This window comes from Gymnodinialimonas phycosphaerae (assembly GCF_019195455.1).
In the GTDB taxonomy this organism is placed as follows: Bacteria; Pseudomonadota; Alphaproteobacteria; order Rhodobacterales; family Rhodobacteraceae; genus Gymnodinialimonas; species Gymnodinialimonas phycosphaerae.
This window is the reverse complement of the sequence record NZ_JAIMBW010000001.1, coordinates 778,823-801,876: the sequence shown is the minus strand read 5'-3', so window position 1 is coordinate 801,876 and position 23,054 is coordinate 778,823. Positions and strand designations below refer to the sequence as shown.

The window sequence follows — 23,054 nt, the reverse complement described above, 5'->3', positions numbered from 1 at the left end:
CTACCCCCCATGCCGAATGCGCGGATCGATCAGCGGATAGATCAGATCGACAAGGAATACCGCCAGCGCGGTCATCAGGATGATCACGAAACTGACCCCTTGGATTACCGGGAAATCCTGCACCAGAATGGCGTCGTAAAGCAGCTTTCCCATACCGTTGTAGCTGAAGATCCGCTCTACCAGCACCTGTCCGGCCACCAGCATCCCGATCTTCAGGGCAAACGCCGTGATCTGCGGCAGGATCGCGTTTCGGATCATGTATTGATACAGGATATAGCGCTTCTTCAGGCCCTTGGCCTTGGCCAGCACCGTGTAATCCTCGCCCTGCACGGTGATCATCAACCCGCGCATCCCCAGGGCCCAGAACCCGAAGGTCACGATTACGATCGACATCGCGGGCAGGAACCCGTGGTAAAGGACGGAACCCGCGAATTCCAGGCTCCACCCCGGCTCCACGTTCAGGCCGTACGCCCCTGTCAGGGGGAACCACGGCAACTGGCTGGAGAAGACATACATCAGCAAGAGACCCGAAAGGATCGGCGGGATCGAAGTGAAGATCATCACCGCCGGAATCGCCACCTTCAACAGGCCCGGCGAATGCTCCCACACCATCAGCGCGCCCAGAAGGTTGCCGATGATGAAGGTGATGATCAGGCTCACCATCATCAGCCCCACCGTCCACGGCAAGGCTCGCGCGATCATCTCGGCCACCGGCGTCGGGAAACTCGCCGTCGACAGGCCGAAATCGAACGTCACCGTGTTTTTCACGTACAGCAGGTATTGCACGATCAAGGGCCGGTCGAGGCCGAAGCTTTCGCGCAACTGCGCCATGATCGCCTCGGAATCCGCCACAGTGCCGCCGCCGGCTGCCATCCGGCCCAGCATCACGTCCACCGGGTCCACCGGGCTCAACCGTGGGATGATCCAAATCAGCGTCGCCGCAATGAACACGGTCAACGCCAGCGTGAACAGCCGGTTGCCGATATAGCCAAGCGGGATGCGTGTCATGGGCGCGCCTCGGTGAACTCAGGGGATGGGCGTCAAGGGGGCGACACGCGCCGCCCCCCCTGTCGGTCAAACGGAAGACTACTCTGCCGCCGTCAGATTGTGGATGATCTGGTGCCCGGAGCCCCACCAGAAGAACGGGTGGTTGTAGTTGTTCTCGGCCGTGGGCCAGCCTTCCCAATAGGTCGTGTTCATCGGCAACAGCTTGAACGCCTGCACCAGGGGGATGAAGGGCATTCCCTCTGACAGATGCCCATAGGCCTCCGCCACCATCCCCGGTACCGCCGAATCGCCCAGCGGCATCGCGGCCATGTCGTTGACGATGGCCGAATAGGCCTCTGCCTCAGGGCCCGTCCAGCGCGACGTGTTGTTGAACCCCGGCGAGCGTTCGCCCGCGGGCACCACATCGGCGACCGTGTAGCGCGCCATAGATGTCCATGGCTCGTTAACCGACCCGCACGACAGCCACGAATATGACATCTCGTAGGCGCCGAACGGCAGGATCTCCCCCCAGAAAACGCTGTTCTCCACGGGCACGGATCGCGCGTCGATGCCCGCCCGCTGCAATTGCTCCACGATCATGTCGATTGTCCGGGTGTACTCGGTCGAGGCCGAGTTGACGTGGATCGAGACGGAAAGCACCTCCCCGTCCTTCTCGTAGTAATCCCCGTTGCGCACCCAGCCTTCGCCCTCGATCAGCGCCTGCGCGCCTTCGACATCGGCCGTGGCGGGCAACTCTAGCCCCGCTTCGACGATCGCGTCGATGAACGGCGCCATCGATCCGTAATCGGCGAACATCGTGCGGCTGGCTGTGGTGGCCCCTTCCGCCGCGATGTTCACGATCTGCGTGCGGTCGATGATCATCGCCACCGCCCGGCGCATCGCCGCATTGTCCCAGGGCGCGACCGTGGTGTTGATCTCCAACTGACGCGCGCAGGGATCGGCGGCCGAGAATGGATAGCCATCCACCCAGGAAATCACGTTGGGGTTGCGGCCCTGAATGGCCTCGAACGTGCCGACGCTGACGGACTGCGCCGCGTCCATCTCATTGGCCGCGATCAATTGCGCGCGCGATTCCTCGCCGCCCGATTCCAGGAACACCACGCGCAGCGGCTCCGGCATGTCCATGAAGCCCGTCTCGGCCCCCCACCAGCTATCGCGGCGCGTCCAGATCGCGCGGTTGGTGGCGATGGACTCAAGCGTGTAGGGCCCAGTGCCAATGGGCGGATAGAAGGTAAACGTGGCGGGATCTTCCGCCGCGCTCCAGATATGCTCGGGCATCACAAGGAAGGACCCGAACACGCGGGTGCCGAAATTCTCGACGATGAAACGCGGATTGGGCGCGTTCAGCGTGAAGCGCACGGTCATTGCGTCCACCGCCTCGACGCTAGCGACCTGCCCGCGCACTGTCGCGGCCTCCCGCGCCGTCAGTTCCTCGTTGTCCATCGCCATCTGGACCGAAAACACCACGTCGTCGGCGTCGAAGGCTTCGCCATCGGACCACGTGACACCGTCGCGCAGGGTGACGGTGAATTCGGTCTGATCGTCGCTCACCTCGAAACCCGAGGCCAGCCAAGGCTCCAGCTCGCCGGTCTCGAAGTTGAGGATGAACAGCGGCTCCCACATCGTCTGATGCGCGCCCTGCATCCGCCGGATGCCCGACCCGTCCGTCATCCAGTTGAAGTTCTCGGGGTCCTGGATTGTCCGGTCGATGTCGAAAATCACCGTATCCTCGCGCGCGACGTCCTGCGCGAAGGTGGGCGTTGTCATCGCAAGCGCGATGGCGGCACTGCCCAAAAGTAACGTGGTTCTGCGGATCATGTTGGTAGTCCTCCCTTTGGTATGGTTTTTACCCCGCGCTCCCTGCGGGGGATCTTGGTTATCTCAGGTAGTCCATCACCAACACGCGGGTGCGGTCGGTCAGGGCATCGGTTGTGATATCGATGGTATGGTCGAGCGCGAAATCCACCTGGTCCTCGCGGAAATGCGCCAGAAAGCTCTCGATCCACATCGTGTTGCGCGGCCGGTAGGTGAGCGTGCGGAAATGCATCGGGATGACCAGTTTCGGCTTCACCCGGTGGATCATCTCCATCAGGTCCGGCAATTCGATGGTCAGATACCCGCCCGCCAGCGCCAGGAGCACGTCCGTGTCCTCGAAGAAATCCTGCTGCGCCGGGGTCAGAGGGTTTCCGACATCGCCCATGTGGGCGATTTTCAACCCGTCCATCTCGAAGCGATACATGCCGTTCTGGCCCGGTACCGCGTGTTCGGGGTGCTGATCCCACTCTGCCGCCTCGATGGCGCGAATGTGCAGGCCCCTGGCGGTCGTCTCACCGCTGCCCTGCGCGACCTGCAAGGCGTTGACGACCTCCGGCGCGCCGCCAGTGGGACCATCCGCGATCAGGTCGGCGCGGCAATGGGCGCTGTCATCGTCCGAAGATATCACGACCACATCCGCCCCCTCGCGGATCGGCGGGTAGCCGACGCCTTCCGGCGTATAGGGATCGGTGATGACGGACAGGCCATTGGCGTCCGTCAACTTGAAGGCGGCGTGCCCGAACCAGGTGATCTGCATCTCTTTACGGTACCTCATGGTTGGCAGGTGTGCCGGATGGATATCCAGCGAAACTATTGTGACCTCCGCAACAGCGGCCACGGCATCGCGGGACCCTAGTTGTTCCCCACGACATGGGGGCTGGACGTTGCCGTGATATCATCGTTGTCGGGTCGGGGGTGGTGGGTCCAATGGCCGTGGCTATCCGTACCCCGGCACAGGATCGCCTCTACGCCCCGCGCCCATTCGGGGTCGGTGATCCGCACATCGGCGGGGCAATAGCGCAGGGTCAGCCCACAGCGCCGCCGGTCCGAGGTATTGGGCTCGGACCCATGCACCAGCATATCCGCATGCAACGAGGCCTGTCCCGCCTTAAGCGCATTCACGAACGGCGCGCCAAAGCGCTCGGCGTCGGCAATACCCTTGTGAAACACCGCGCTCTCGTCCGTTGCACTGGTCTTAATAATGCCCTTGTCATGGGTGCGGGGAAGGAACCGCATGGCCGAATTCTCTGCGTCCGCATCGTCAATGGCCAACCAGACCGTGACCGTACGCGCCGGGCTCAACTGCCAGAAACTCGCATCCTGGTGCCAGGGCACGCGCTTGGGATCATTGGGGGCTTTCGACAAGATCGCGCTGGCCCAACAGATGATGTCGGGGCCCGTTATATCCTCCACCAGATCCAGGATCCGCGGATCGGTCGCGATGTCCCAGATCCCCGCCATGCGCGCCTGATAACAGTTGATGCCGTAGGCCCCCGCCGGGCCAAGCGCCGCCATCAGCGTATCGAAATAGGCGCGGATCGCGGCGATTTCATCGGGGGGAAAGACGGCGAAGGGCTGCACGAAGCCCTCGCGATTATACTGGGCCACCTCCTCGCGCGTCAGGCGCTTGCATGGCCTTTCCGGCACCGGAGCAAACCCAAGGTCCACGGCGGTGCGTGTTGCAGTGTCCATCTTCCAGCCTCCCTCTCAGGCTTCAGGATTGCCCAAGCCCGCCCGCATGCAGCAGACCCGAGGTTGACAAAATCATGTGCTATATTGACATTAGCCGTCACGGAGCGCTTTAGAAAACAGGCTTTATCCCATGCGAATGCCCCAGAAGGTGTTCAAAATTGACACCTACATCGCGCCGGACGAGGCATTTCATTTCGCCCGCAAGACCCTGCCCGACACCCCGCCCGTTCTGGAACACACCCATGATTATTTTGAGTTGTTCCTGGTCGAGCACGGTCAATTGCATCACTGGATCAACGGCTTGGAAGAGCGGTTGGAGATCGGTCAATTGGTCTTTGTCCGCCCCGGCGACCGGCACGCCTTGCAGTCCGCACCCGGCACGGGCGGCCGCATCCTCAACGTGATGTTCCGCAAAGCCACCGCCCGCCACCTTGGCGATCGTTATCGCGACGAAACCGAAGGCCGCTTCTTCTGGTCATGGTCGGAATTCCCCCACAGCCTGCGTCTTGCGGGGCCGCAACTTGAACGGGCCGTCAACGCCATGCTGACCCTTCAGACAAGCCACCGGAGCCTTGCGAAGATCGAACACTTCCTGCTGGCGATGATTACCCATGTCCTCGATGCGACCGCCTCGGCCGAAGACCGCGCGCCAAGCTGGCTGGTTCGGGCCGCCCATGCGGCGCGCGATCCAAGGGTGTTCCGGCAAGGCTCGGACGGATTTATCGAAGTGGCAGGCCGCAGCCAGGAACATGTCTGCCGGGCGACCCGGCGCCATCTGGGGCTGTCGCCGACCCAGTATATCAACCGCATTCGAATGCAACATGCCGCGATGTTGCTGGCGGGAACCGGGCGCCCCGTGTCCGAGGTCGCCGAAGAAGTCGGGCTGGAAAACCTGAGCTACTTTCACAAATTGTTCCGCCTGCAATACGGCACTACCCCCCGCAGCTACAGAGAGCGTCACACACGCAGGGCAACCCTGATTGACCGGTAGCGCGCGGAGCGGATAAAGTGGCGCAAAGCAGGCAAACCCGGCCATCGCCTACCGCTCTTTGCTGCATCAGGGGCCCCGGCGGATCGCGTTCCTGACATCGTCCCACGATGCCTGCCAGATCGCCATCGCACGCAATGAGTTCCTGTTGCTCAGCGCTTGCCGGGAGGCCGCCGCATCCCCTGATGTTCCAAGTCGACACCCGCCCCCCCGGAAGAGCTTTACGACCTCGACGCCGACCCACAGATGGTCCGCAATCTCGCCCAGGACCCCGCCCACGCGGGTCTCGTGGCCCGGTTACGCGCCGAACTGGAGGCCCGAATGCCCCTAACGCCCCCCGTGGACGGCCACCGCGCCGCATGGGATGCATCGGCAACAGGCGGGATTTCTCATTGCACATCCCCCTGCCATTTCTCACCATACCGGGCGATACCCCCGGGCGCAGGCCATCGCCTGCCCCGCCCCAAATCGATCGCTTCAGAAAGGCCGCGCCCGTTTGTCCAAGTCTCCGTCTTCCCCTGGCCCGAAGCATTCCCGCCCCGTGCAGGTGTCCGCCGCCATCAAGGAATGGGTGGTCGAGCGGAACATGCAAAAAGGCGACCGCCTGCCGTCGGAGGCCGAGATGATGACACGCTTCGGCATGGCCAAGGGCACGATCCGCGAGGCGATGCGCATCTTGGAGGCGCAAGGTTTGATCGAAACGCGCACTGGCCCCGGCGGCGGCAGTTTCGTGGGTGAGGTCACAGCGGACCGCGCCAAGGCGCTCTTGGCCAACTACTTCTATTTCAACGAGCTTTCCGTGGCCGACATCTATCAGTTGCGCCGCGTCCTGGAGCCAGAGCTTGCCGCCTCGCTGGCGGGCAAGCTGAACGAAGACCAGCTGGACGCCTTGGAGAAGGTTGTTGCCCAGTACCCTGAACCCGCCCAAACCGCCGAGGAAGAGCGGGATCAACACGTGGCCTCCCTCACCTTCCACAGGACGTTGGCGAATTTCTCTGACAACGCGCTTTTGGCTTTTGTCGTCAGTTTCATGGGGCGTGTCCTGTCGGACCTGACAGTCTATCGGCAACTCTACGATCCGCCCAATCCCGAACTTTACCGCAAGGGCCTCGCCTATCAGACCGAGCTGATCGCCGCCCTGCGCGAGGGCCGGGCCGAGGATGCGCGACAGATCATGGCCGCCCACATGCAGACCGCCGAGGCGCTCATGCAGGTGCAGGAAGCCCGCGTTTTACGCAAATTTTTCGCGGAATAAGCGCTCAGGCCCCGCCCGATAGGCGCTCAGACGTCATCGGGCGCACGGTAGGGATCATCCAGCACCGGCACCACCTCGACCCAGCCGCCATAGGGCTGCGCCTGCGAGGCCTCGTATAGCGTGCCGAGCGCCTTTAGCGGATCTTCCGCCAGGTCGATCCGCAACGTCAGCGGCGCGATATCGCGTCCCACCACCAGCAGCGCCGCCGACTTCAGCCCGCGTGCATCACCGCCCGCCTCTGCCGCAGCGTGCAGCGCCTGCATCAACCGCTCGGCAAAGGGCAAGGCGTGCGCCGCGTCGAATCCCGCCAAGGCGGCCTCGATCACCGCCGCGCCGGTCAACATGTTGCCCGCGACCACGACGCCCCGCCCCTCCTGTGCGCCCGCATAGGCCACGCTTTGGGCGCCAGTGAACGCGCCCGTGCCACCGCGCAAATCCAGAGCCGCCATCTGGCGATGGGCGCGGCCCGCGTCCATGCCAGTCAAATCCGCCACCGCCTGCGCCGCCGACGCGCCACCCTTCATCGCGATCAGCGCCTGCTCGCCCCAAAGGGTCGACGGCGCCGTGCCCTGGCTGGCGGACATGCCCGAATCGGCCCCGCCCCGCAGAACCCAGCCGCCCACGCACAGGCTTCCTGTGGCCGCAGCCCCGCCAAGGCGTCCTGTTTTGTCATCAATCGCAAGGATCGAGATCGTCATACGGCCTCCTTCACTATCCGGGCCTCATCCGGGGCTTGCATTTATCACGATAATTTGGCGTCATGCAATTTATCGTGATAAATTAGATAACGTCCCAACATGCGAGGTAAGACAAGATGAAACTCCTGAACCTGACGCGGCGCACGCTTCTTGCCGGGGGCACCGCCCTTGCCTTGGGCCTCGCGGCGCTCACGCCCGTATCCGCCCAGACACCCCCCGGCGTTCTTGTCGTGGGCCAAGTGGCCGAGCCGCAGGCGCTGGACCCGGCGGCGGTCACGGCGGTGAACGATTTTCGCATCCTGATGAATGTCTACGATGGGCTGGTGCGCTATGCCTCCGGCACGTTGGAACCGGAGTCGGCACTGGCCACCGCCTGGGAGATTTCGGACGACGGTACCGTCTACACCTTCACCCTGCGCGAGGGCGTCAACTTCCACGATGGCAGCCCCTTCAACGCTGACGCCGTGGTCTTCAACTTCGAGCGGATGCTGAACGAAGATCATCCCTACCACGACACAGGCCCCTTCCCGCTGTCGTTCTTCTTCTCTGCCATCGAGACCGTGGAAGCCGTGGACGACACCACCGTCCGCTTCACCCTGAACGCGCCCTATGCGCCGTTCCTGTCGAACCTTGCCTATCCCACCGGCCTGATCGTCTCACCCGCGGCCGTGATGGAACACGGTTCGGAGTTCGCCCGCAATCCGTCGGGCACCGGCCCGTTCACCTTTGCCGAATGGCGCTCGAACGAGGCGGTCGTGATCGAAGCCAACCCCGATTATTGGGACGGCGCGCCGGAACTGGATGCGGTGATCTTTCGCCCCATCACCGATGCCAATACCCGCGTGGCCGAAATGCTGTCCGGCGGGATCGACATGATGGTCGAAGTGCCGCCCGTCGCCCTCAGCGAGTTTCAGGGCGACGGCTACCAGATCGTCGAACAGGCAGGCCCCCACGTCTGGTTCATGATCCTCAACATGCGCGAAGGCCCCTTCACCAGCCAATTGGTCCGTCAGGCGGCGAATTACGCCATCAACAAGACCGCGCTGGTGGAAGAGGTGCTGGAAGGCACGGCAGAGGTCGCAGCAGGCCCCACGCCCCCCGCCTTCGCCTGGGCCTACAACGAAGAGCTGGAACCCTACCCCTATGACCCGGACCGCGCCCGCGAATTGTTGGCCGAGGCGGGCATGGAGAACCCTGAAATCACCTTCTACGTGACCGAGGGCGGGTCGGGCATGCTTGACCCCGTGGCCATGGGCACCGCCATTCAGGCCGATCTGGAGGCCGTGGGCTTCGACGTGACGATCGAGACCTATGAATGGAACACCTTCCTGGGCCGCGTGAACCCAGGCCTGGAGGGCGAGGCCGACGCCGCGCAGATGGCGTGGATGACCAACGACCCCGACACCTTGCCTTACCTCGCGCTGCGCACCGAAGCCTGGCCCGAGAACGGCGGCTTCAACTCGGGCTACTACTCCAACCCCGAGGTCGACGCGCTGCTGGAGGAAGCCCGCACCGCGACCGATCAGGACCGCCGGGCGGAGCTGTACCGTGAGATGCAGGTGATCGTGCAGGAAGACGCGCCGTGGGTCTTCGTGGCCAACTGGGTGCAGAACGCGGTCACGTCCGATCTGGTCGAGAACTTCGCGCTAGAACCGTCGTTCTTCCTGTTGCTCGACGACGTGGTAAAGAACTGATCTGAAACGAAGGGCGGCGGAAGGTTCCCTTTCGCCGCCTGCCCTACTCTGTCGTTACAGAATAACTACAGGTTCATTCCACCCGTTTTCGCCCGTTTACACACCGATGCCACCCCCCCCGAGGTCACCCATGACCCGCTACATTCTCCGCCGTCTGATCTCGGCCATTCCGGTGCTTCTGGGTATCTCGGTGATCGTCTTCGCGATCATGGCGCTAATCCCGGGCGATCCGGCCACCGCCATCCTCGGCAGCTTCGCGACCCCCGAAAATGTGGCCGCGTTGAACGAGGATCTGGGCCTCGATAAACCCTTGGTGCAGCAGTATTTCATCTGGCTTGGCAACATGGTGCAGGGCGATTTCGGACGCAGCTTCGCGCTGAACCGCCCGGTCGTGGACGAGGTGATGGAACGCTTCGGCGCGACGCTGGTGCTGGCGGGGACGGGGTTCGTGCTCTGCTCGGTCCTCGGCATCATCGCGGGCGTGGTTTCAGCCGCCAACCAATACGGGTTTGCCGACAAGGCGATCACCTTCGTAGTGCTGCTAGGTATCTCTATTCCCTCGTTTTTTCTGGGCATGATGATGATCCTGATGTTCGCCGTGAACCGCCGCTGGTTCCCCGCATCGGGCATGTGGCCGATCTACGGAGACCGCAATTTATGGGCGTTGCTGGACCATCTCGCGATGCCCGCTTTTGCGCTTTCCGTGGTCGCCACAGGCGTCGTGGCGCGCCTGTCGCGCTCGGCCATGTTGGAGGTATTGCGCCAGGACTTCATCCGCACCGCGCGCGCCAAGGGCGTCCATGAACGCTCTGTCATCTGGCGCCACGCCCTGCGCAGCGCCATGGTCTCCATTATCCCCGTCCTCGGCATCCAGGCGGGCTTCGTGCTGTCGGGCGCCGTCTATGTAGAGGTCGTGTTCCAATGGCCCGGCATCGGACGGATGCTGGTCGACGCGATCCTGCGCCGCGATATCCTGCTGGTGCAGGGCGGCGTGATCATCGTGGCGGCCTGCTACGTGCTGTTCAACATCGTGGTGGACGTGGCGCAATCCCTCCTCGACCCGAGGATAAAGACTTGATTTTCCTATCTCTTCTTGCGCGCAATCGCTTGGCCCTGGCCGGGTTGATCGTGATGAGCATCGTCATCTTGATGGCCGCGATCACCCCGCTTCTGCCCTTGGCCGATCCCTACATCACCAACACCTCCAACCGCTTCGTGCTGCCCTTCTCCGACGGCGCGATCCTGGGCACCGATCACCTTGGCCGGGACCTGCTGTCGCGCCTGATGTGGGGCACGCAACTCAGCCTTGCCGTGGGCTTCGCCGCCGCCACCGTCGCGGCGACCATCGGGGCGGCCGTCGGCATCATCGCGGGCTATTATGGCGGGCGCACCGACAACATCATCATGCGCGGCGTCGATATGTTGATGGCGTTTCCCTATATCCTGCTGGCGCTGGCCATTGTCGCGGCCCTTGGCACAGGGCTGATCAACGCGCTGATTGCCGTGGCCGCCGTCAACATCCCGTTCTTTGCCCGCAATATTCGCGGCATCACCGTGGGCATCGCCAACAAGGAGTTCGTGGACGCCGCGCGCCTCTCGGGCATGTCGGACGCACGCATCATCCTGACCGAGATCCTGCCCAACGTCCTGCCCGTCATCGTTATCGCCATGTCCACCACCGTCGGCTGGATGATCCTGGAGACGGCAGGCCTCAGCTTCCTGGGCCTTGGCTCCCAGCCACCCGTGGCGGACCTGGGTTCCATGTTGGGAGAGGCGCGCGCGGCGCTGATCACCAATCCGCATACCTCGATCGTGCCCGGCGCGATGATCCTCGTCATTGTCATGGCGATCAACCTGCTTGGCGACGGCGTGCGCGACGCGCTTGACCCACGCTTGAAATCCGGCGCCTTGAACCGGCCCCTGCCCGCCACGCAAGTGGCGCATGACCGCGCGCCTGCCCCGGCAAAGGAAGAGGGCATCCTCGTGTTGTCGGACCTGCACACGCTGTTCCACGTCAAGGACCGCATCTTCCGCGCCGTGGGCGGTGTGTCACTGGCCGTGGCACCGGGCGAATGCCTTGGGATCATCGGCGAAAGCGGCTCGGGCAAGTCGGTCACGGCCCTGTCGATCATGGGCCTCGTGGCCTCTCCACCCGGCGTCATCACCGGCGGTTCAGCCCGTCTGGAAGGCGAAGATCTGATCGGCGCACCTTACGCGCGGCTGCGCACCCTGCGCGGGCGCAAGGTCGCCTATATCTTCCAGGATCCGCAGGCGACCCTGCACCCCCTTTACCGCATTGGCGAGCAACTGGCCGAGGCGATCTCGGCCCACCGCGCCATCGGCCGCGAGGAAGGGCGCAGAAGGGCTATCGAGTTGCTCGATGCCGTCCGCATTCCCAACGCCGGCGCCCGGATCGACGATTATCCGCACGAGATGTCGGGCGGAATGCGCCAGCGCGTCGGCATCGCCATGGCGCTGGCCAACGACCCCGAGGTCATCATCGCGGATGAGCCGACGACGGCGCTGGATGTGACCGTGCAGGCCCAGATTCTGGCGTTGCTGGCCGACCTAAGCCGCGAACGGGGCTTGGCGATCATCTTCATCACCCATGATTTCGGGGTCGTGGGCCAGCTTTGCGACCGGGTGGCGGTGATGTATGCCGGCCGCATCGTGGAACAGGGGCCTACGCGGGCGATCCTCGACACGCCACAGCACCCTTACACCGCGCGGCTCATGGCCTGCGTGCCCGAACTGGGCGGCGGACGGCGGCGGCTGGAGGCCATTCCCGGCCTTCCCCCCGCCGTCGATGACCTGCCCCCCGGCTGCGCCTTTGCCGACCGCTGTGACAGGGTGCAGTCCGATTGCCGCTTGGGCGCGCTACCCCTGCGCCCGACGGCTGACCGGGCCGTGCGATGCCTGCACCCCGTCGGCCAAACGGATGCCGCGCAATGACCCCTGCCCTGCGCCTGTCAGACCTGTCCAAGACCTTCCCCCTTGGTCGCACCCTCTTTGGCCCCGAGAGGCCCGGCGTGCGCGCCGTCCATCCCATCACGCTTGCGGTGCCGCAGGGCGAGACCCTTGGTATCGTCGGTGAGTCCGGGTGCGGGAAATCCACCCTCGCGCGGATGCTGGTGGGCCTGCTGGAGCCAACGACTGGCACCATCGAGATCGAGGGCACCGCGCTGGACAACGCCGATCCTGCCATCTTCGGAAAGCGCATTCAGTACGTGTTTCAGGACCCGATCAGCTCGCTCAACCCGCGCAAGACGATCCGCCAGATCATCGAAGCACCGCTGAAGCTGCTCCACGGCATGGACAAGGCGGCCCGCACCGCGCGCATCGCCGAGATCTTTGCCACGGTCAGCCTGCGCGAAGACTTCCTTGACCGCTACCCGCACGAGTTTTCCGGCGGACAGGCGCAGCGCATCGGCATCGCCCGCGCGCTGGCCGCCGAAGCGCGCATCCTGATTTTGGATGAGCCGGTGTCGGCGCTGGATGTGTCCGTTCAGGCGCAGGTGCTGAACCTTCTGGCGGACCTCAAGGGGCGGCTTGGGCTGACGTATCTGTTCATCAGTCACGATTTGGCAGTGGTGGAGGCCGTGTCCGACCGGGTCGCGGTGCTGTATTTCGGGTCATTGGTGGAACTGGGCCGGGCCGAGGATGTATTCCGCGCCCCGCGCCATCCCTACACCAAACTGCTGGCCGACAGCGCGCCCGTGGTGGGCCGGGTCCTTTCCGCGCCCGAGGGGCACGAAACGGAACTGCCCGATCCCCTGAACCCGCCCAAGGGCTGCGCCTTCCGCGCCCGGTGCCCGTTCGCCAGCAATATCTGCGCCACGGAAGTGCCAGAGCTGACCGACCGTGACGGCAAACATCCCGTCGCCTGCCACCACCCCACCGACTAAGCCGCCCGTGCCTGCGGCGCTCTATCCCGAAAGGCCGTAACGCTGGATAAGGTGAAAGCGGCCGTCCGCCGCTTCACCCATCAGGGCGAGCGTGTCGATGACGAAGGGGCGCGGCAGGACCGGCGCGAAATGCCTGGACAAGGCATCGCGCACCGCATCGGCATGCGGCGTGCGGCCTGTCAGGGTCATGTGGAAGCGGAATTCCTCCATCACGAAAGGATAGCCCCAGCGCTGCAACAGCGCCTCTTGCCGATCGCTCAACCCTGCTTTTCTGCGCCGCGTCAGCTCTGCCTCCGAGGCGCGCGCGCGGAAAGGATCCAGCACGCTGACCACCTGTGCGGCCAGATCAGCCAGCGCAGCCGCACGCACCGCAGGCGTGAAAGCCACGAACCCGCCAAGCCGGTGAACCTGCATTTCCGGCACCGTGACGGGCGCGCGCGCGGCGCAGAACGCGCCAACGGCCCGGCCCAGATCGGCGGCCTTGCGTCCCTCCGCCAGACGGAAAGGCGCCTTGAGGGTGCCGTGGAAGCCATATTTGCGCGGTGTAGCTGTCAGCGCCTCAATCGGCGCGGGGATGTCTTCGATCACTGGATGCGGCACGCAACGGCCCGCGACGCTGTCCCATCCAAGCCACGCGGACGCCAAATCGAAGAATGCGCCTTCCGGCACCACGAAAATCCCGTATCGTCTGAAGTCATCCATGCGTGAGGGTCCAATGCCTGAAAATAACACTGTCATGTCGGACCCGCTGGTCCTTGCCAATGCCCGCCTGATCTTTCCCGACGGTGAGGCGCGCGGGCGTGTGACGGTCATCGACGGGAAGATCGTCGAAATTGCACAGGATGCCAACGTACCCCCCGGCGCGGTGGATTGCGAAGGCGATGTCCTTGCGCCCGGATTGATCGAATTGCACACCGACAACCTAGAGCGGCACATCCGCCCGCGCCCCGCCGTGCACTGGCCCCATGATGCGGCCATCGTTGGCCATGATGCCGAGCTGGCGTCCTGCGGCATCACCTCGGTTTTCGACGCGATCCGGGTAGGCTCCATCGAGGGGACAGGCGGCACGGGCTGGTCGCGCTATGCGCGCGATCTGGCGGACGAATTGCTGGCCCTTCGCGCCAGCGGCGCCTTGAAGATCAGCCACCACCTTCACCTGCGGGCCGAGGTCTGTTCGCATTCGCTATTGGATGAACTGGCCGAGTTCGGGCCAAGGGATCGCGTTGGGATCGTCAGCTTGATGGATCACACGCCGGGCCAGCGGCAGTTCGCGGACATCGGCCAGTACGAGACCTACATGAAAGGCAAACACGGCCTGTCCCATGACAGCTTCGAAGCCCATGTCGCCACGCGGCAGGCGTTGGGCGAGAAAGTCCGTGATACCCACGAGGCCGCCGCCGTTGCCGCCGCCGGGCGGCTTGGCGCCGTGCTGGCCAGCCATGATGACACATTGGTCGACCACGTCGAACGGTCGGCAGGCTATGGCATTGCCTTGGCGGAATTTCCCACGACGAAGGCAGCCGCGCAGGCCTGCCGCGCGAACGGGATCGCGGTGATGATGGGCGCGCCCAACCTTGTACGTGGCGGGTCGCACTCGGGCAATGTGGCCGCTACCGACCTGGCAGAGGCCGGTCTGCTGGACATTCTGTCGTCCGATTACGTGCCCTCGGCGCTGCTTTATTCCGCCGTACTGTTGGGGCAACTTTGGGCCGACCTGCCGCGTGCGATGGCCACTGTCACCGCCATGCCCGCGCGGGCGGCGGGACTGACGGACCGGGGCGAGATCGCGCTGGGGCACCGTGCCGATCTGATCCGCTTCCGCACTCAAGGCAACGTGCCCGTCCTCCATGGCGTTTGGTCTGCTGGCCACCGAGTGGCTTGAGGGGTCTGCACCGGCTGGCGGTTGATCGCGACAGCAGCTAGGGTCCGTTCCGGGACGTGCGTGACCCGGGCCGACCGGCTTTGCCGCGCCCTCCCTAAACCCTTGCTACATCGAGGCGAAGACCATGTGGGACAAACGTTACGAAGCACAGGACTATGTCTTCGGTACTGAACCGAGCCAATTTCTGAAGCAACACGCAGCCCTGCTTGAGGCGGGAAGCACGGGTTTGGCGGTCGCCGATGGCGAGGGGCGCAATTCGGTTTTCATGGCCGAATGCGGCCTTGAGGTCACGGCGATGGACAGCTCGGCCGTGGGTCAGGACAAGGCCCGGCGGCTTGCCGAGGCGCGGGGCGTCAGCGTGGATTTCCAGTTGGCCGATCTGGCCACATGGGACTGGTCGCCGGCGCAGTACGATGTCGTGGCCGCCATCTTCATCCAGTTCGCAGACCCTGCGTTTCGCGACGCGATCTTTGACGGGATCGAAAGGACCTTGAAGCCGGGGGGACTGCTGTTGTTGCATGGTTACAGCCCGCGTCAACTGGCCCATGGAACCGGGGGGCCGGGGGTTGCGGAGAACCTTTATGAGCCTGACATGCTGGCCGCCCGCTTCTCGGACTGGGAGGTGCTGAGGCTTGCCGAATACGAGGAGACGCTGGACGAGGGCACCGGGCATTCCGGCAAGTCCGCCCTTGTCGATCTGATCGCCCGGCGTCCCTAGGCGTAGCGGGCCGACGTCGTCCCTGTGCCGATCAAGGGCGTCATTGTATCGCCCGACGCGCAGCAGGGCGATCGCCCGCGTCAGTTCTGGGCAGTAAGCTGATACCCGGGAGCTGCCGCCGATTGAACGGTGGTGATCGGGTCGGGTCCGTTCCAGGTCGTGCGTTCGATCACCAGCAGCGCGCTGCCGGGGTTGGTGGCCAAATGCTCGGCACTCTCGCCCTCTGCATTGACGGCATAGAAGCGCACATCCACGCGGCTGTAGGGCTTGTTGCGGACCAGCCACTCGTTGGCGCTTTGGGCCGTGAGATCGACGGCCAGAATCTCCGGGTTGGAGGTTGTGTCCACCCAACGATCCTCGAAGATATAGGGCCGGTTGTCGGCAAGGTGCAGGGCCTTGACGTGCAGCATCGTGACCGCGTGCCGCAGCCCGAAGCGCGCCATGATCGGCGGCGGCGTGGCGTCGATTTCGCGGCTGATCAGTTGGTAGTCGTACTTGGCGCCGCGCGCTTCGACCTCAAGCCGGGTGATCGGAATATCGAAGGTGGCGCGGGTGACCGGATTTGCCCTGACCTGCGTGCCGCCCTTGCGTTTGCGCTCCACCAGCCCGACCTGTGACAGCTCTTGCATGGCACGGTGCACCGTCGCGCGCGCGCAGCCAAGTTCCGCGGCGATATCCTCGTCGCGCGGCAGCTTGTCGCCCGGCGCATAGGTACGGTCGAGGATGCGCGCGCGCATCTTGTCCCGCACATCGGTCCACGAAAGGCGCGTTTGTCCGTTCAAATGTTGGTCTCCAATTGCTGCATCGTGGCCTTGAAGGTGCCAATGATGGCGTCACGCCGAATATGACGCCCCTCCCTTACCACATGGCGTCCGGCGCTCCAGACGTCCCGGATGCACGCCTGTCCCCCGCCCCCGAAAACGAGGCTGTCGAGGGTCGCATCGCCGCTGCGGTTGCAAAGCCACTGGTTGTCGTCGTCCAGACCGATCAGATCCGCCCAGGCTCCCGCCTCGATCCGCCCGCCGTCGCGCCCGCCCGCTTGCGCGCCGCCCCGGGTGACGGCGTCAAACAGTACCCGCCCGGTCGAGCGGTCTTGCGTGGCCAAAGCCGCCCGCGACAGATCGCGCAGGCGTTGCGAATACTCCAGCGTCTTGAGCTCTTCGAACAGGGAAATATGCACGTTGGAGTCTGAGCCAAAGCCAATCGTCCCACCATGGCCGAGATAGTCAGTACCGTTGAAAATGCCATCGCCCAGGTTCGATTCCGTCAGCGGGCACAGCCCTGCGACAGCGCCTGTTGCGGCAAGCGCCTGGGTTTCGGCCTGCGTCATCTGGGTGCAATGGATCAGGCACCAACGCGCGTCCACGGCGTGGTTGGCCAAGAGCCATTCTGTGGGCCGCGCGCCCAGGTGGCTTTGCACCTCTTCGACCTCTGCCACCTGTTCGGCCAGATGCATGTGGATCGGCCCCAACGTCGCCTGTGCTAAGACCGCGTCCAGCCCCGCCGGGTTCACCGCCCGCAACGAATGCGGCGCAAGGCCCGTGGCGTAGTCAGCCGCGCCAGCGGCCATGCCAGCGGCAACATCGCTATGCAGGCGCAGGAATTGGTCAGGATCGTTGCCGAAGCGCTGTTGTCCGCCGTTCAGCGGGCGCAGGTCACAGCCGCCGAATTGGTAGTGGACTGGCAGAAGCGTCAACCCGATGCCCGCCTGCCCCGCCGCCGCGATGATCCTCTCTGACATCTCGGCAAGGGTGCCGTAGGGCGCGCCGTTCACATCATGGTGCAGGTAATGGAACTCGGCCACGGCGCCGTAGCCCGCCTCCAGCATCTCCATGAACACCAGCGCGGCAATCGCCTCCACGTGGTCGGGCGTCAGTTGGTCGAGGAACTTGTACATCAGCCGCCGCCAACTCCAGAAGCTGTCGCGCGGATCGGGGCCACGCGCTTCCGTCAACCCCGCCATGGCGCGCTGAAACGCATGACTGTGCAGGTTCAATGGCGCAGGCAACAGGAGCGGCACAACATGGTTCGGCGTCTGGTGTTGCGGCCCAACGCCAACGATTCGACCTGACGCGTCAATCGCAACCTCCAGATCGCTTTGCCACCCCGTTGGGGTAAGCGCCTGTTTAGCATGAATGATCTGCACCAGAACAACTCCGTTGACTTTAATAAGTATCTACATATTAATTTTATGTAGGCTTTTTGCAAGGAACCTCGATGTCGCTGCCCCAACTCTTAACCGACGTCCACGTTGCGACGATGGCCGGGGGTCCTGATGCCTACGGGCTGACGCCCGATGCGGCGATTGCCATCGCGGATGGCCTGATCGAATGGGTTGGCCCGGCGTCCGATCTGCCGGCGCAATACGGTGGATGTGACCGCCAACCCTACGGCGGCCGCCTCGTCACCCCGGCCCTGATCGATTGCCACACCCACATTGTCCACGGCGGCAACCGCGCCCGCGAGTTCGAGATGCGCCTGAACGGCGCCAGCTACGAGGAAGTCGCCCGCGCAGGCGGCGGGATCGTCTCGACCGTGGCCGCCACACGCGCAGCCAGCGAGGCCGAGTTACTGGCCAGCGCCCTGCCCCGCGTCGATGCCCTGATCGCGCAAGGGGTGGGGGTGATCGAGGTGAAATCGGGCTACGGGTTGGATCTTGAGACGGAACTCAAGATGCTGCGCACCGCCCGTGCTCTTGGCCGCGCGCGCCCGGTGCACATCGTCACGAGTTTCCTCGGCGCCCATGCGGTGCCAAACGGGATGGACGCCGACAGCTATATTGACACGATCTGCCTGCCGACGTTGGAGGCCGCCCATGCCGAGGGGCTCGTCGATGCGGTCGACGGGTTCTGCGAAGGGATCGCCTTCGACACGGCGCAGATCGCCCGCGTCTTCGACCGGGCCCACGCACTTGGGCTGCCGGTCAAACTCCATGCGGAACAGTTGAGCCACATCGGTGGCACCGCGTTGGCGGCACGCTACGGCGCACTTTCGGCGGATCACGTGGAATACGCGACCGAGGCTGACGCCGCAGCCCTTGCGGCTGCTGGCACCGTCGCGGTGCTTCTGCCCGGCGCGTTCTACACGATCCATGAGACCCAAGCCCCGCCCGTGCAGGCCTTCCGCGACCACGGCGTGCCGATGGCGGTTGGCACCGACTGGAACCCGGGCTCTTCCCCCTTGGGCTCGCTTCTGCTGGCGATGAACATGGCTTGCACACTGTTCCGCCTGACCCCGGCAGAGGCGCTTGCGGGCACCACACGCAACGCTGCGCGCGCCCTTGGGCTGACCGATTGCGGCGTGATTGCCCCGGGCATGCGCGCCGATATGGCGATCTGGAACGTGAGCGACCCGGCCGAGCTGTCCTATGGCATCGCCGTCAACCCGTTGCATTCCCGTATCCTCAAAGGAACCCCATGACCCAGACCCTGCGCCCCGGCACCACCACGCTGGCCGAGTTGGAAACCCTCTGGCGCACGGACGGTCCCGTGCGACTCGACCCTGCGGCACGGGGGGGCGTCGACGCTTCGGCCGCGCATATCACCAAGGCGTCGCAGGGCGCGGACCCCGTTTACGGCGTGAACACCGGCTTCGGCAAACTCGCCTCTGTCCGCATCGCGCCGCAGGACACCGAGACGCTTCAGCGCAACCTGATCCTGTCCCATTGCTGCGGCGTGGGTGAACCACTGGAGCCCGCCACGGTACGTCTGATGATGGTGCTGAAGCTGCTGTCATTGGGGCGCGGCGCGTCCGGCGTGCGCTGGGAGATTTGCGCACTGATTGAGGCGATGGTGACGCGCGAGGTGCTTCCGGTGATCCCGGTGCAGGGCTCTGTCGGGGCGTCGGGCGATCTGGCGCCCCTGGCCCATATGGCCGCCGTGATGATCGGCGAAGGGGAAGCCACCGTTGACGGCGCGCTCATGTCGGGCGGCACGGCGCTGGAACAGGCGGGCCTCACGCCCGTCGTGCTTGGCCCCAAGGAAGGCCTTGCCCTGATCAACGGCACGCAATTTTCCACCGCCTGCGCGTTGGAGGGGTTGTTCGAGGGCTGGCGCGCCGCACGCGCGGCTGTCGTCACCTCTGCCCTGTCTACCGACGCGATAATGGGCTCAACCGCGCCGCTGAACCCCGCCATCCACGCCTTGCGCGGGCACCGGGGCCAGATCGAGGTCGCCTCACAAATGTCGCGTCTGCTGGCAGGCAGCGTGATCCGCGAAAGCCACCGTGACGGCGACACCCGCGTGCAGGACCCCTACTGCATCCGCTGTCAGCCCCAGGTCACAGGTGCCGCCGTGGATCTTCTGCGCTATGCCGGAACGACGCTGGAGATCGAGGCCAACGCCGTCACCGACAACCCGCTGGTCATCCCCGAGACGGGGGAAATCCTGTCGGGCGGCAATTTCCATGCCGAACCCGTCGCCTTCGCCGCCGACCAGATCGCGCTGGCCCTCGCCGAGATCGGGGCCATTGCGCAACGCCGCGTGGCGCTGATGGTAGATCCCACACTGTCCTTTGATCTGCCGCCCTTCCTGACGCCGGATCCGGGCCTGAACTCGGGGCTCATGATCGCAGAAGTAACCACCGCTGCGCTGATGAGTGAAAACAAGCATCTGGCCAATCCCTGTTCGACCGACAGCACGCCGACCTCGGCCAATCAAGAGGATCACGTCTCCATGGCCGCCCACGGCGCGCGGCGTCTGCGACGGATGACAGCGAACCTGTCGGTCATCTTGGGGGTAGAGGCGATGTGCGCCGCCCAGGGCATCGAACAGCGCGCGCCGCTGGTCACCTCTGCCCCCCTCCAAGCCGCTATGGCCGACCTGCGCAAAGTCGTGGCTACCTTGCAGCAGGACCGTAGCCTCGCGCCCGACATCCGGGCAGCGGCAGCCTGCGTTACCAACGACAGCCTGGCCCTAAGCGCGGGACTGGAGATGACCCTATGAGTATTATCGAGGTCACCCATGGCGACAGCCCATTGGTCTTGGGCTTGCCCCATACCGGCACGGAAATCCCTGACAATTGCCGCGCGCGCCTGAACGAGACCGGCCGCGCCATGGCAGACACCGATTGGCACATTCACGACCTTTACTTAGGCCTTGTCGAAGACGTCAGCACCGTGCGCACCACCGTTCATCGCTACGTGATCGACGTCAATCGCGCGCCCTCGGGCGAAAGCCTCTATCCCGGCCAGAATACCACCGGGCTGTGCCCCCTGACGGATTTCGACGGGCGGGCCATCTACCGCAACGGCCAGGAGCCGGATGCCACCGAGGTCGCGCGCCGCAGTGCCACCTACCATGCGCCGTATCACGCGGCGCTGGCGGCGGAGCTTGCCCGTGTCAAAGCCCGCCATGGCTTTGCGATCCTGTATGATTGCCACTCGATCCGGGGGCACATTCCCTATCTCTTCGACGGCATTCTGCCGGACTTCAACATCGGCACCAACTCTGGCGCCTCCTGCGCGCCCGAGATCACGGAGGCTGTTCAAGCAATCTGCGAAAGCGCAGACGGCTACACAAGCGTGCTCAACGGGCGCTTCAAGGGCGGCTGGACCACCCGCCACTATGGCCAGCCCGTCCAAGGCATCCACGCCATCCAGATGGAGTTGGCCCAATCCACCTACATGATCGAGCGTGCGCCCTGGACCTATGTCAGCGAGATCGCTGAGCGGACCCGCGGGCCTCTTGCATCCATCCTCGACACCCTGTCCGCCTGGAGGCCCCAATGACCGACCCCCGCAAGAACACGCGCGACATCTATCCGCCGACCGGAACGGAGCGGACGGCCAAGAGCTGGCAGACCGAAGCGGCGATGCGGATGTTGATGAACAACCTGCACCCCGACGTGGCCGAGAACCCGCACGAATTGGTTGTCTATGGCGGCATCGGGCGCGCGGCGCGCACTTGGGCCGATTTCGACAGCATTGTCGCCAGCCTCAAGGATCTGGAGGACGACGAGACGCTGGTCGTGCAATCCGGCAAGCCCATCGCCATCGTGCGCACCCACGCGGACGCGCCGCGCGTGCTGATCGCGAATTCCAATCTGGTGCCCCATTGGGCGACCTGGGATCATTTCAACGAATTGGATAAGAAGGGCCTCGCGATGTACGGCCAGATGACCGCCGGGTCGTGGATCTACATCGGCACCCAGGGCATCGTGCAGGGCACGTTCGAGACCTTCGCCGAAGCGGGCCGCCAGCACTATGGCGGCGATCTGACGGGCAAGTGGATCCTGACGGGCGGGCTTGGCGGCATGGGCGGCGCGCAGCCGCTGGCCGCCGTCATGGCAGGGGCGTGTTGCCTGGCAGTCGAGTGCAACCCCGACAGCATCGATTTCCGCCTGCGTACCCGTTACCTGGACGAACGCGCCGAGACGCTGGACGAAGCGTTGGAGATGATCGACCGCTGGACCAAGGCCGGAGAGGCCAAATCCGTGGGACTTCTGGGCAATGCGGCGGATGTGTTCCCCGAACTCTACAAACGCGGCATCCGACCCGACATGGTCACTGATCAGACCAGCGCCCATGATCCGCTGCACGGCTATCTGCCCCAGGGCTGGACCCTCGCGGAGTGGAAAGACAAGCAGGAGAGCAACCCGAAAGCGGTCGAAAGGGCGGCGCGCGCGTCGATGAAGGTTCATGTGGCGGCCATGGTCGACTTCTGGAACGCGGGCGTGCCGACGCTGGATTACGGCAACAACATCAGACAGGTAGCACTGGAGGAAGGTTTGGAGAACGCCTTCGCCTTCCCCGGTTTCGTGCCTGCCTATATCCGTCCGTTGTTCTGCCGGGGCGTAGGCCCGTTCCGCTGGGTCGCTCTATCCGGCGACCCGGAGGATATCTACAAGACCGACGCCAAGATGAAGGAGTTGTTTCCCGACAACACGCATCTGCACACCTGGCTCGACATGGCGCGCGACCGGATCGCGTTCCAGGGCCTGCCGGCGCGGATCTGCTGGATCGGATTGGGCGATCGTCACCGCGCGGGACTTGCGTTCAACGAGATGGTGGCCAGCGGTGAGTTGAAAGCCCCTGTGGTGATCGGGCGCGACCATCTGGATTCAGGCTCCGTCGCCTCGCCCAACCGCGAGACGGAGGCGATGAAGGACGGCTCGGACGCGGTATCCGACTGGCCGCTGCTGAACGCGCTGGTCAACACCGCCAGCGGGGCCACCTGGGTCAGCCTCCACCACGGCGGCGGCGTCGGCATGGGCTTCAGCCAGCATGCGGGCGTGGTGATCTGCGCCGATGGCACGCCCGAGGCCGCCCGGCGGCTGGAGCGGGTGCTGTGGAACGACCCCGCAAGCGGCGTCTGGCGCCACGCCGACGCGGGCTACGAGGACGCCGTCGCCTGCGCGCGCGAAAACGGCCTGCGCCTGCCGCGCATCCTGGGGAACTGAG

General features: G+C 64.6%; 20 protein-coding genes. 12 read left to right on the top strand and 8 right to left on the bottom strand.

The window, feature by feature from the left end; genetic code table 11:
- The 4 genes from KUL25_RS03980 to KUL25_RS03965 form a co-directional block, all read right to left on the bottom strand.
- A complete protein-coding gene (locus KUL25_RS03980) occupies positions 1 to 1,008 on the bottom strand; it encodes an ABC transporter permease (protein WP_068362159.1) in 1,008 nt (335 codons plus the stop codon).
- A gap of 78 nt (positions 1,009 to 1,086) precedes the next feature.
- On the bottom strand, positions 1,087 to 2,826 hold the full coding sequence (locus KUL25_RS03975; RefSeq protein WP_257891748.1) for an ABC transporter substrate-binding protein: 1,740 nt from the start codon (positions 2,824 to 2,826) through the stop codon (positions 1,087 to 1,089).
- A gap of 58 nt (positions 2,827 to 2,884) precedes the next feature.
- On the bottom strand, positions 2,885 to 3,598 hold the full coding sequence (locus KUL25_RS03970; RefSeq protein WP_257891747.1) for an MBL fold metallo-hydrolase: 714 nt from the start codon (positions 3,596 to 3,598) through the stop codon (positions 2,885 to 2,887).
- A gap of 77 nt (positions 3,599 to 3,675) precedes the next feature.
- Complete coding sequence (locus tag KUL25_RS03965; protein ID WP_257891746.1) at positions 3,676 to 4,515, bottom strand: phytanoyl-CoA dioxygenase family protein; 840 nt, start codon at positions 4,513 to 4,515, stop codon at positions 3,676 to 3,678.
- A gap of 148 nt (positions 4,516 to 4,663) precedes the next feature.
- Here KUL25_RS03965 and KUL25_RS03960 point away from each other — a divergent pair, with 148 nt between their 5' ends.
- On the top strand, positions 4,664 to 5,506 hold the full coding sequence (locus KUL25_RS03960) for a helix-turn-helix domain-containing protein (RefSeq protein ID WP_161489831.1): 843 nt from the start codon (positions 4,664 to 4,666) through the stop codon (positions 5,504 to 5,506).
- 538 nt (positions 5,507 to 6,044) lie between these two features.
- Positions 6,045 to 6,758, top strand: coding sequence for a FadR/GntR family transcriptional regulator (locus KUL25_RS03955; protein ID WP_257891745.1), 714 nt, complete (start codon positions 6,045 to 6,047; stop codon positions 6,756 to 6,758).
- Between the two features lie 26 nt (positions 6,759 to 6,784).
- On the opposite strand, the gene KUL25_RS03950 is transcribed toward KUL25_RS03955, so the two are convergent.
- Positions 6,785 to 7,456, bottom strand: a complete 672-nt coding sequence (locus tag KUL25_RS03950; protein WP_257891744.1) for a DUF1028 domain-containing protein — start codon at positions 7,454 to 7,456, stop codon at positions 6,785 to 6,787.
- A 116-nt stretch (positions 7,457 to 7,572) separates the two neighbouring features.
- On the opposite strand from KUL25_RS03950, the gene KUL25_RS03945 reads away from it, so the two are divergent.
- The 4 genes from KUL25_RS03945 to KUL25_RS03930 all read left to right on the top strand — a co-directional run bounded on the left by KUL25_RS03945 (position 7,573) and on the right by KUL25_RS03930 (position 13,055).
- Entirely contained in the window at positions 7,573 to 9,150 is a 1,578-nt protein-coding gene (locus KUL25_RS03945) for an ABC transporter substrate-binding protein (protein WP_257891743.1), read from the top strand.
- 130 nt (positions 9,151 to 9,280) lie between these two features.
- Entirely contained in the window at positions 9,281 to 10,228 is a 948-nt protein-coding gene (locus KUL25_RS03940; RefSeq protein WP_257891742.1) for an ABC transporter permease, read from the top strand.
- A gap of 53 nt (positions 10,229 to 10,281) precedes the next feature.
- Complete coding sequence (locus tag KUL25_RS03935; protein WP_257891741.1) at positions 10,282 to 12,102, top strand: dipeptide/oligopeptide/nickel ABC transporter permease/ATP-binding protein; 1,821 nt, start codon at positions 10,282 to 10,284, stop codon at positions 12,100 to 12,102.
- Entirely contained in the window at positions 12,099 to 13,055 is a 957-nt protein-coding gene (locus KUL25_RS03930; protein WP_257891740.1) for an ABC transporter ATP-binding protein, read from the top strand. Before KUL25_RS03935 ends, KUL25_RS03930 begins: the two co-directional genes overlap by 4 nt.
- A gap of 21 nt (positions 13,056 to 13,076) precedes the next feature.
- Here the strand turns inward: KUL25_RS03930 and KUL25_RS03925 are convergent, their stop codons facing one another.
- Positions 13,077 to 13,757 (bottom strand): DUF1045 domain-containing protein, encoded by a 681-nt coding sequence (locus KUL25_RS03925; protein WP_257891739.1) that lies wholly within the window; start codon positions 13,755 to 13,757, stop codon positions 13,077 to 13,079.
- Between the two features lie 34 nt (positions 13,758 to 13,791).
- On the opposite strand from KUL25_RS03925, the gene KUL25_RS03920 reads away from it, so the two are divergent.
- Positions 13,792 to 14,937 carry an alpha-D-ribose 1-methylphosphonate 5-triphosphate diphosphatase gene (locus KUL25_RS03920; RefSeq protein ID WP_257894814.1) on the top strand — a complete coding sequence of 382 codons (1,146 nt, stop codon included), beginning with the start codon at positions 13,792 to 13,794 and terminating at the stop codon, positions 14,935 to 14,937.
- Positions 14,938 to 15,061: 124 nt separating this feature from the next.
- Positions 15,062 to 15,655, top strand: a complete 594-nt coding sequence (locus tag KUL25_RS03915; protein ID WP_257891738.1) for an SAM-dependent methyltransferase — start codon at positions 15,062 to 15,064, stop codon at positions 15,653 to 15,655.
- Between the two features lie 80 nt (positions 15,656 to 15,735).
- Here KUL25_RS03915 and hutC read toward each other — a convergent pair whose 3' ends face one another.
- Together hutC and KUL25_RS03905 are read right to left on the bottom strand one after the other, a co-directional pair.
- Positions 15,736 to 16,437 carry a histidine utilization transcriptional repressor HutC gene (gene hutC / locus KUL25_RS03910; protein WP_257891737.1) on the bottom strand — a complete coding sequence of 234 codons (702 nt, stop codon included), beginning with the start codon at positions 16,435 to 16,437 and terminating at the stop codon, positions 15,736 to 15,738.
- Positions 16,434 to 17,801: a formimidoylglutamate deiminase gene (locus tag KUL25_RS03905; protein WP_257891736.1), complete on the bottom strand. Its 1,368-nt coding sequence runs from the start codon at positions 17,799 to 17,801 to the stop codon at positions 16,434 to 16,436. The genes hutC and KUL25_RS03905 overlap by 4 nt, the downstream gene beginning before the upstream one ends.
- Positions 17,802 to 17,914: 113 nt before the next feature.
- On the opposite strand from KUL25_RS03905, the gene hutI reads away from it, so the two are divergent.
- From hutI to hutU, 4 genes are read left to right on the top strand one after another with little or no spacing between them, the layout of a single operon-like run.
- Positions 17,915 to 19,075: an imidazolonepropionase gene (hutI, locus tag KUL25_RS03900; RefSeq protein WP_427854476.1), complete on the top strand. Its 1,161-nt coding sequence runs from the start codon at positions 17,915 to 17,917 to the stop codon at positions 19,073 to 19,075.
- Positions 19,072 to 20,598 (top strand): histidine ammonia-lyase, encoded by a 1,527-nt coding sequence (gene hutH, locus KUL25_RS03895; RefSeq protein WP_257891734.1) that lies wholly within the window; start codon positions 19,072 to 19,074, stop codon positions 20,596 to 20,598. Before hutI ends, hutH begins: the two co-directional genes overlap by 4 nt.
- 2 nt (positions 20,599 to 20,600) lie before the next feature.
- Positions 20,601 to 21,383 carry an N-formylglutamate deformylase gene (hutG, locus tag KUL25_RS03890; protein WP_257894813.1) on the top strand — a complete coding sequence of 261 codons (783 nt, stop codon included), beginning with the start codon at positions 20,601 to 20,603 and terminating at the stop codon, positions 21,381 to 21,383.
- A complete protein-coding gene (gene hutU, locus KUL25_RS03885; protein WP_257891733.1) occupies positions 21,380 to 23,053 on the top strand; it encodes a urocanate hydratase in 1,674 nt (557 codons plus the stop codon). The genes hutG and hutU overlap by 4 nt, the downstream gene beginning before the upstream one ends.
- The last annotated feature ends 1 nt before the right edge of the window (position 23,054 follow it).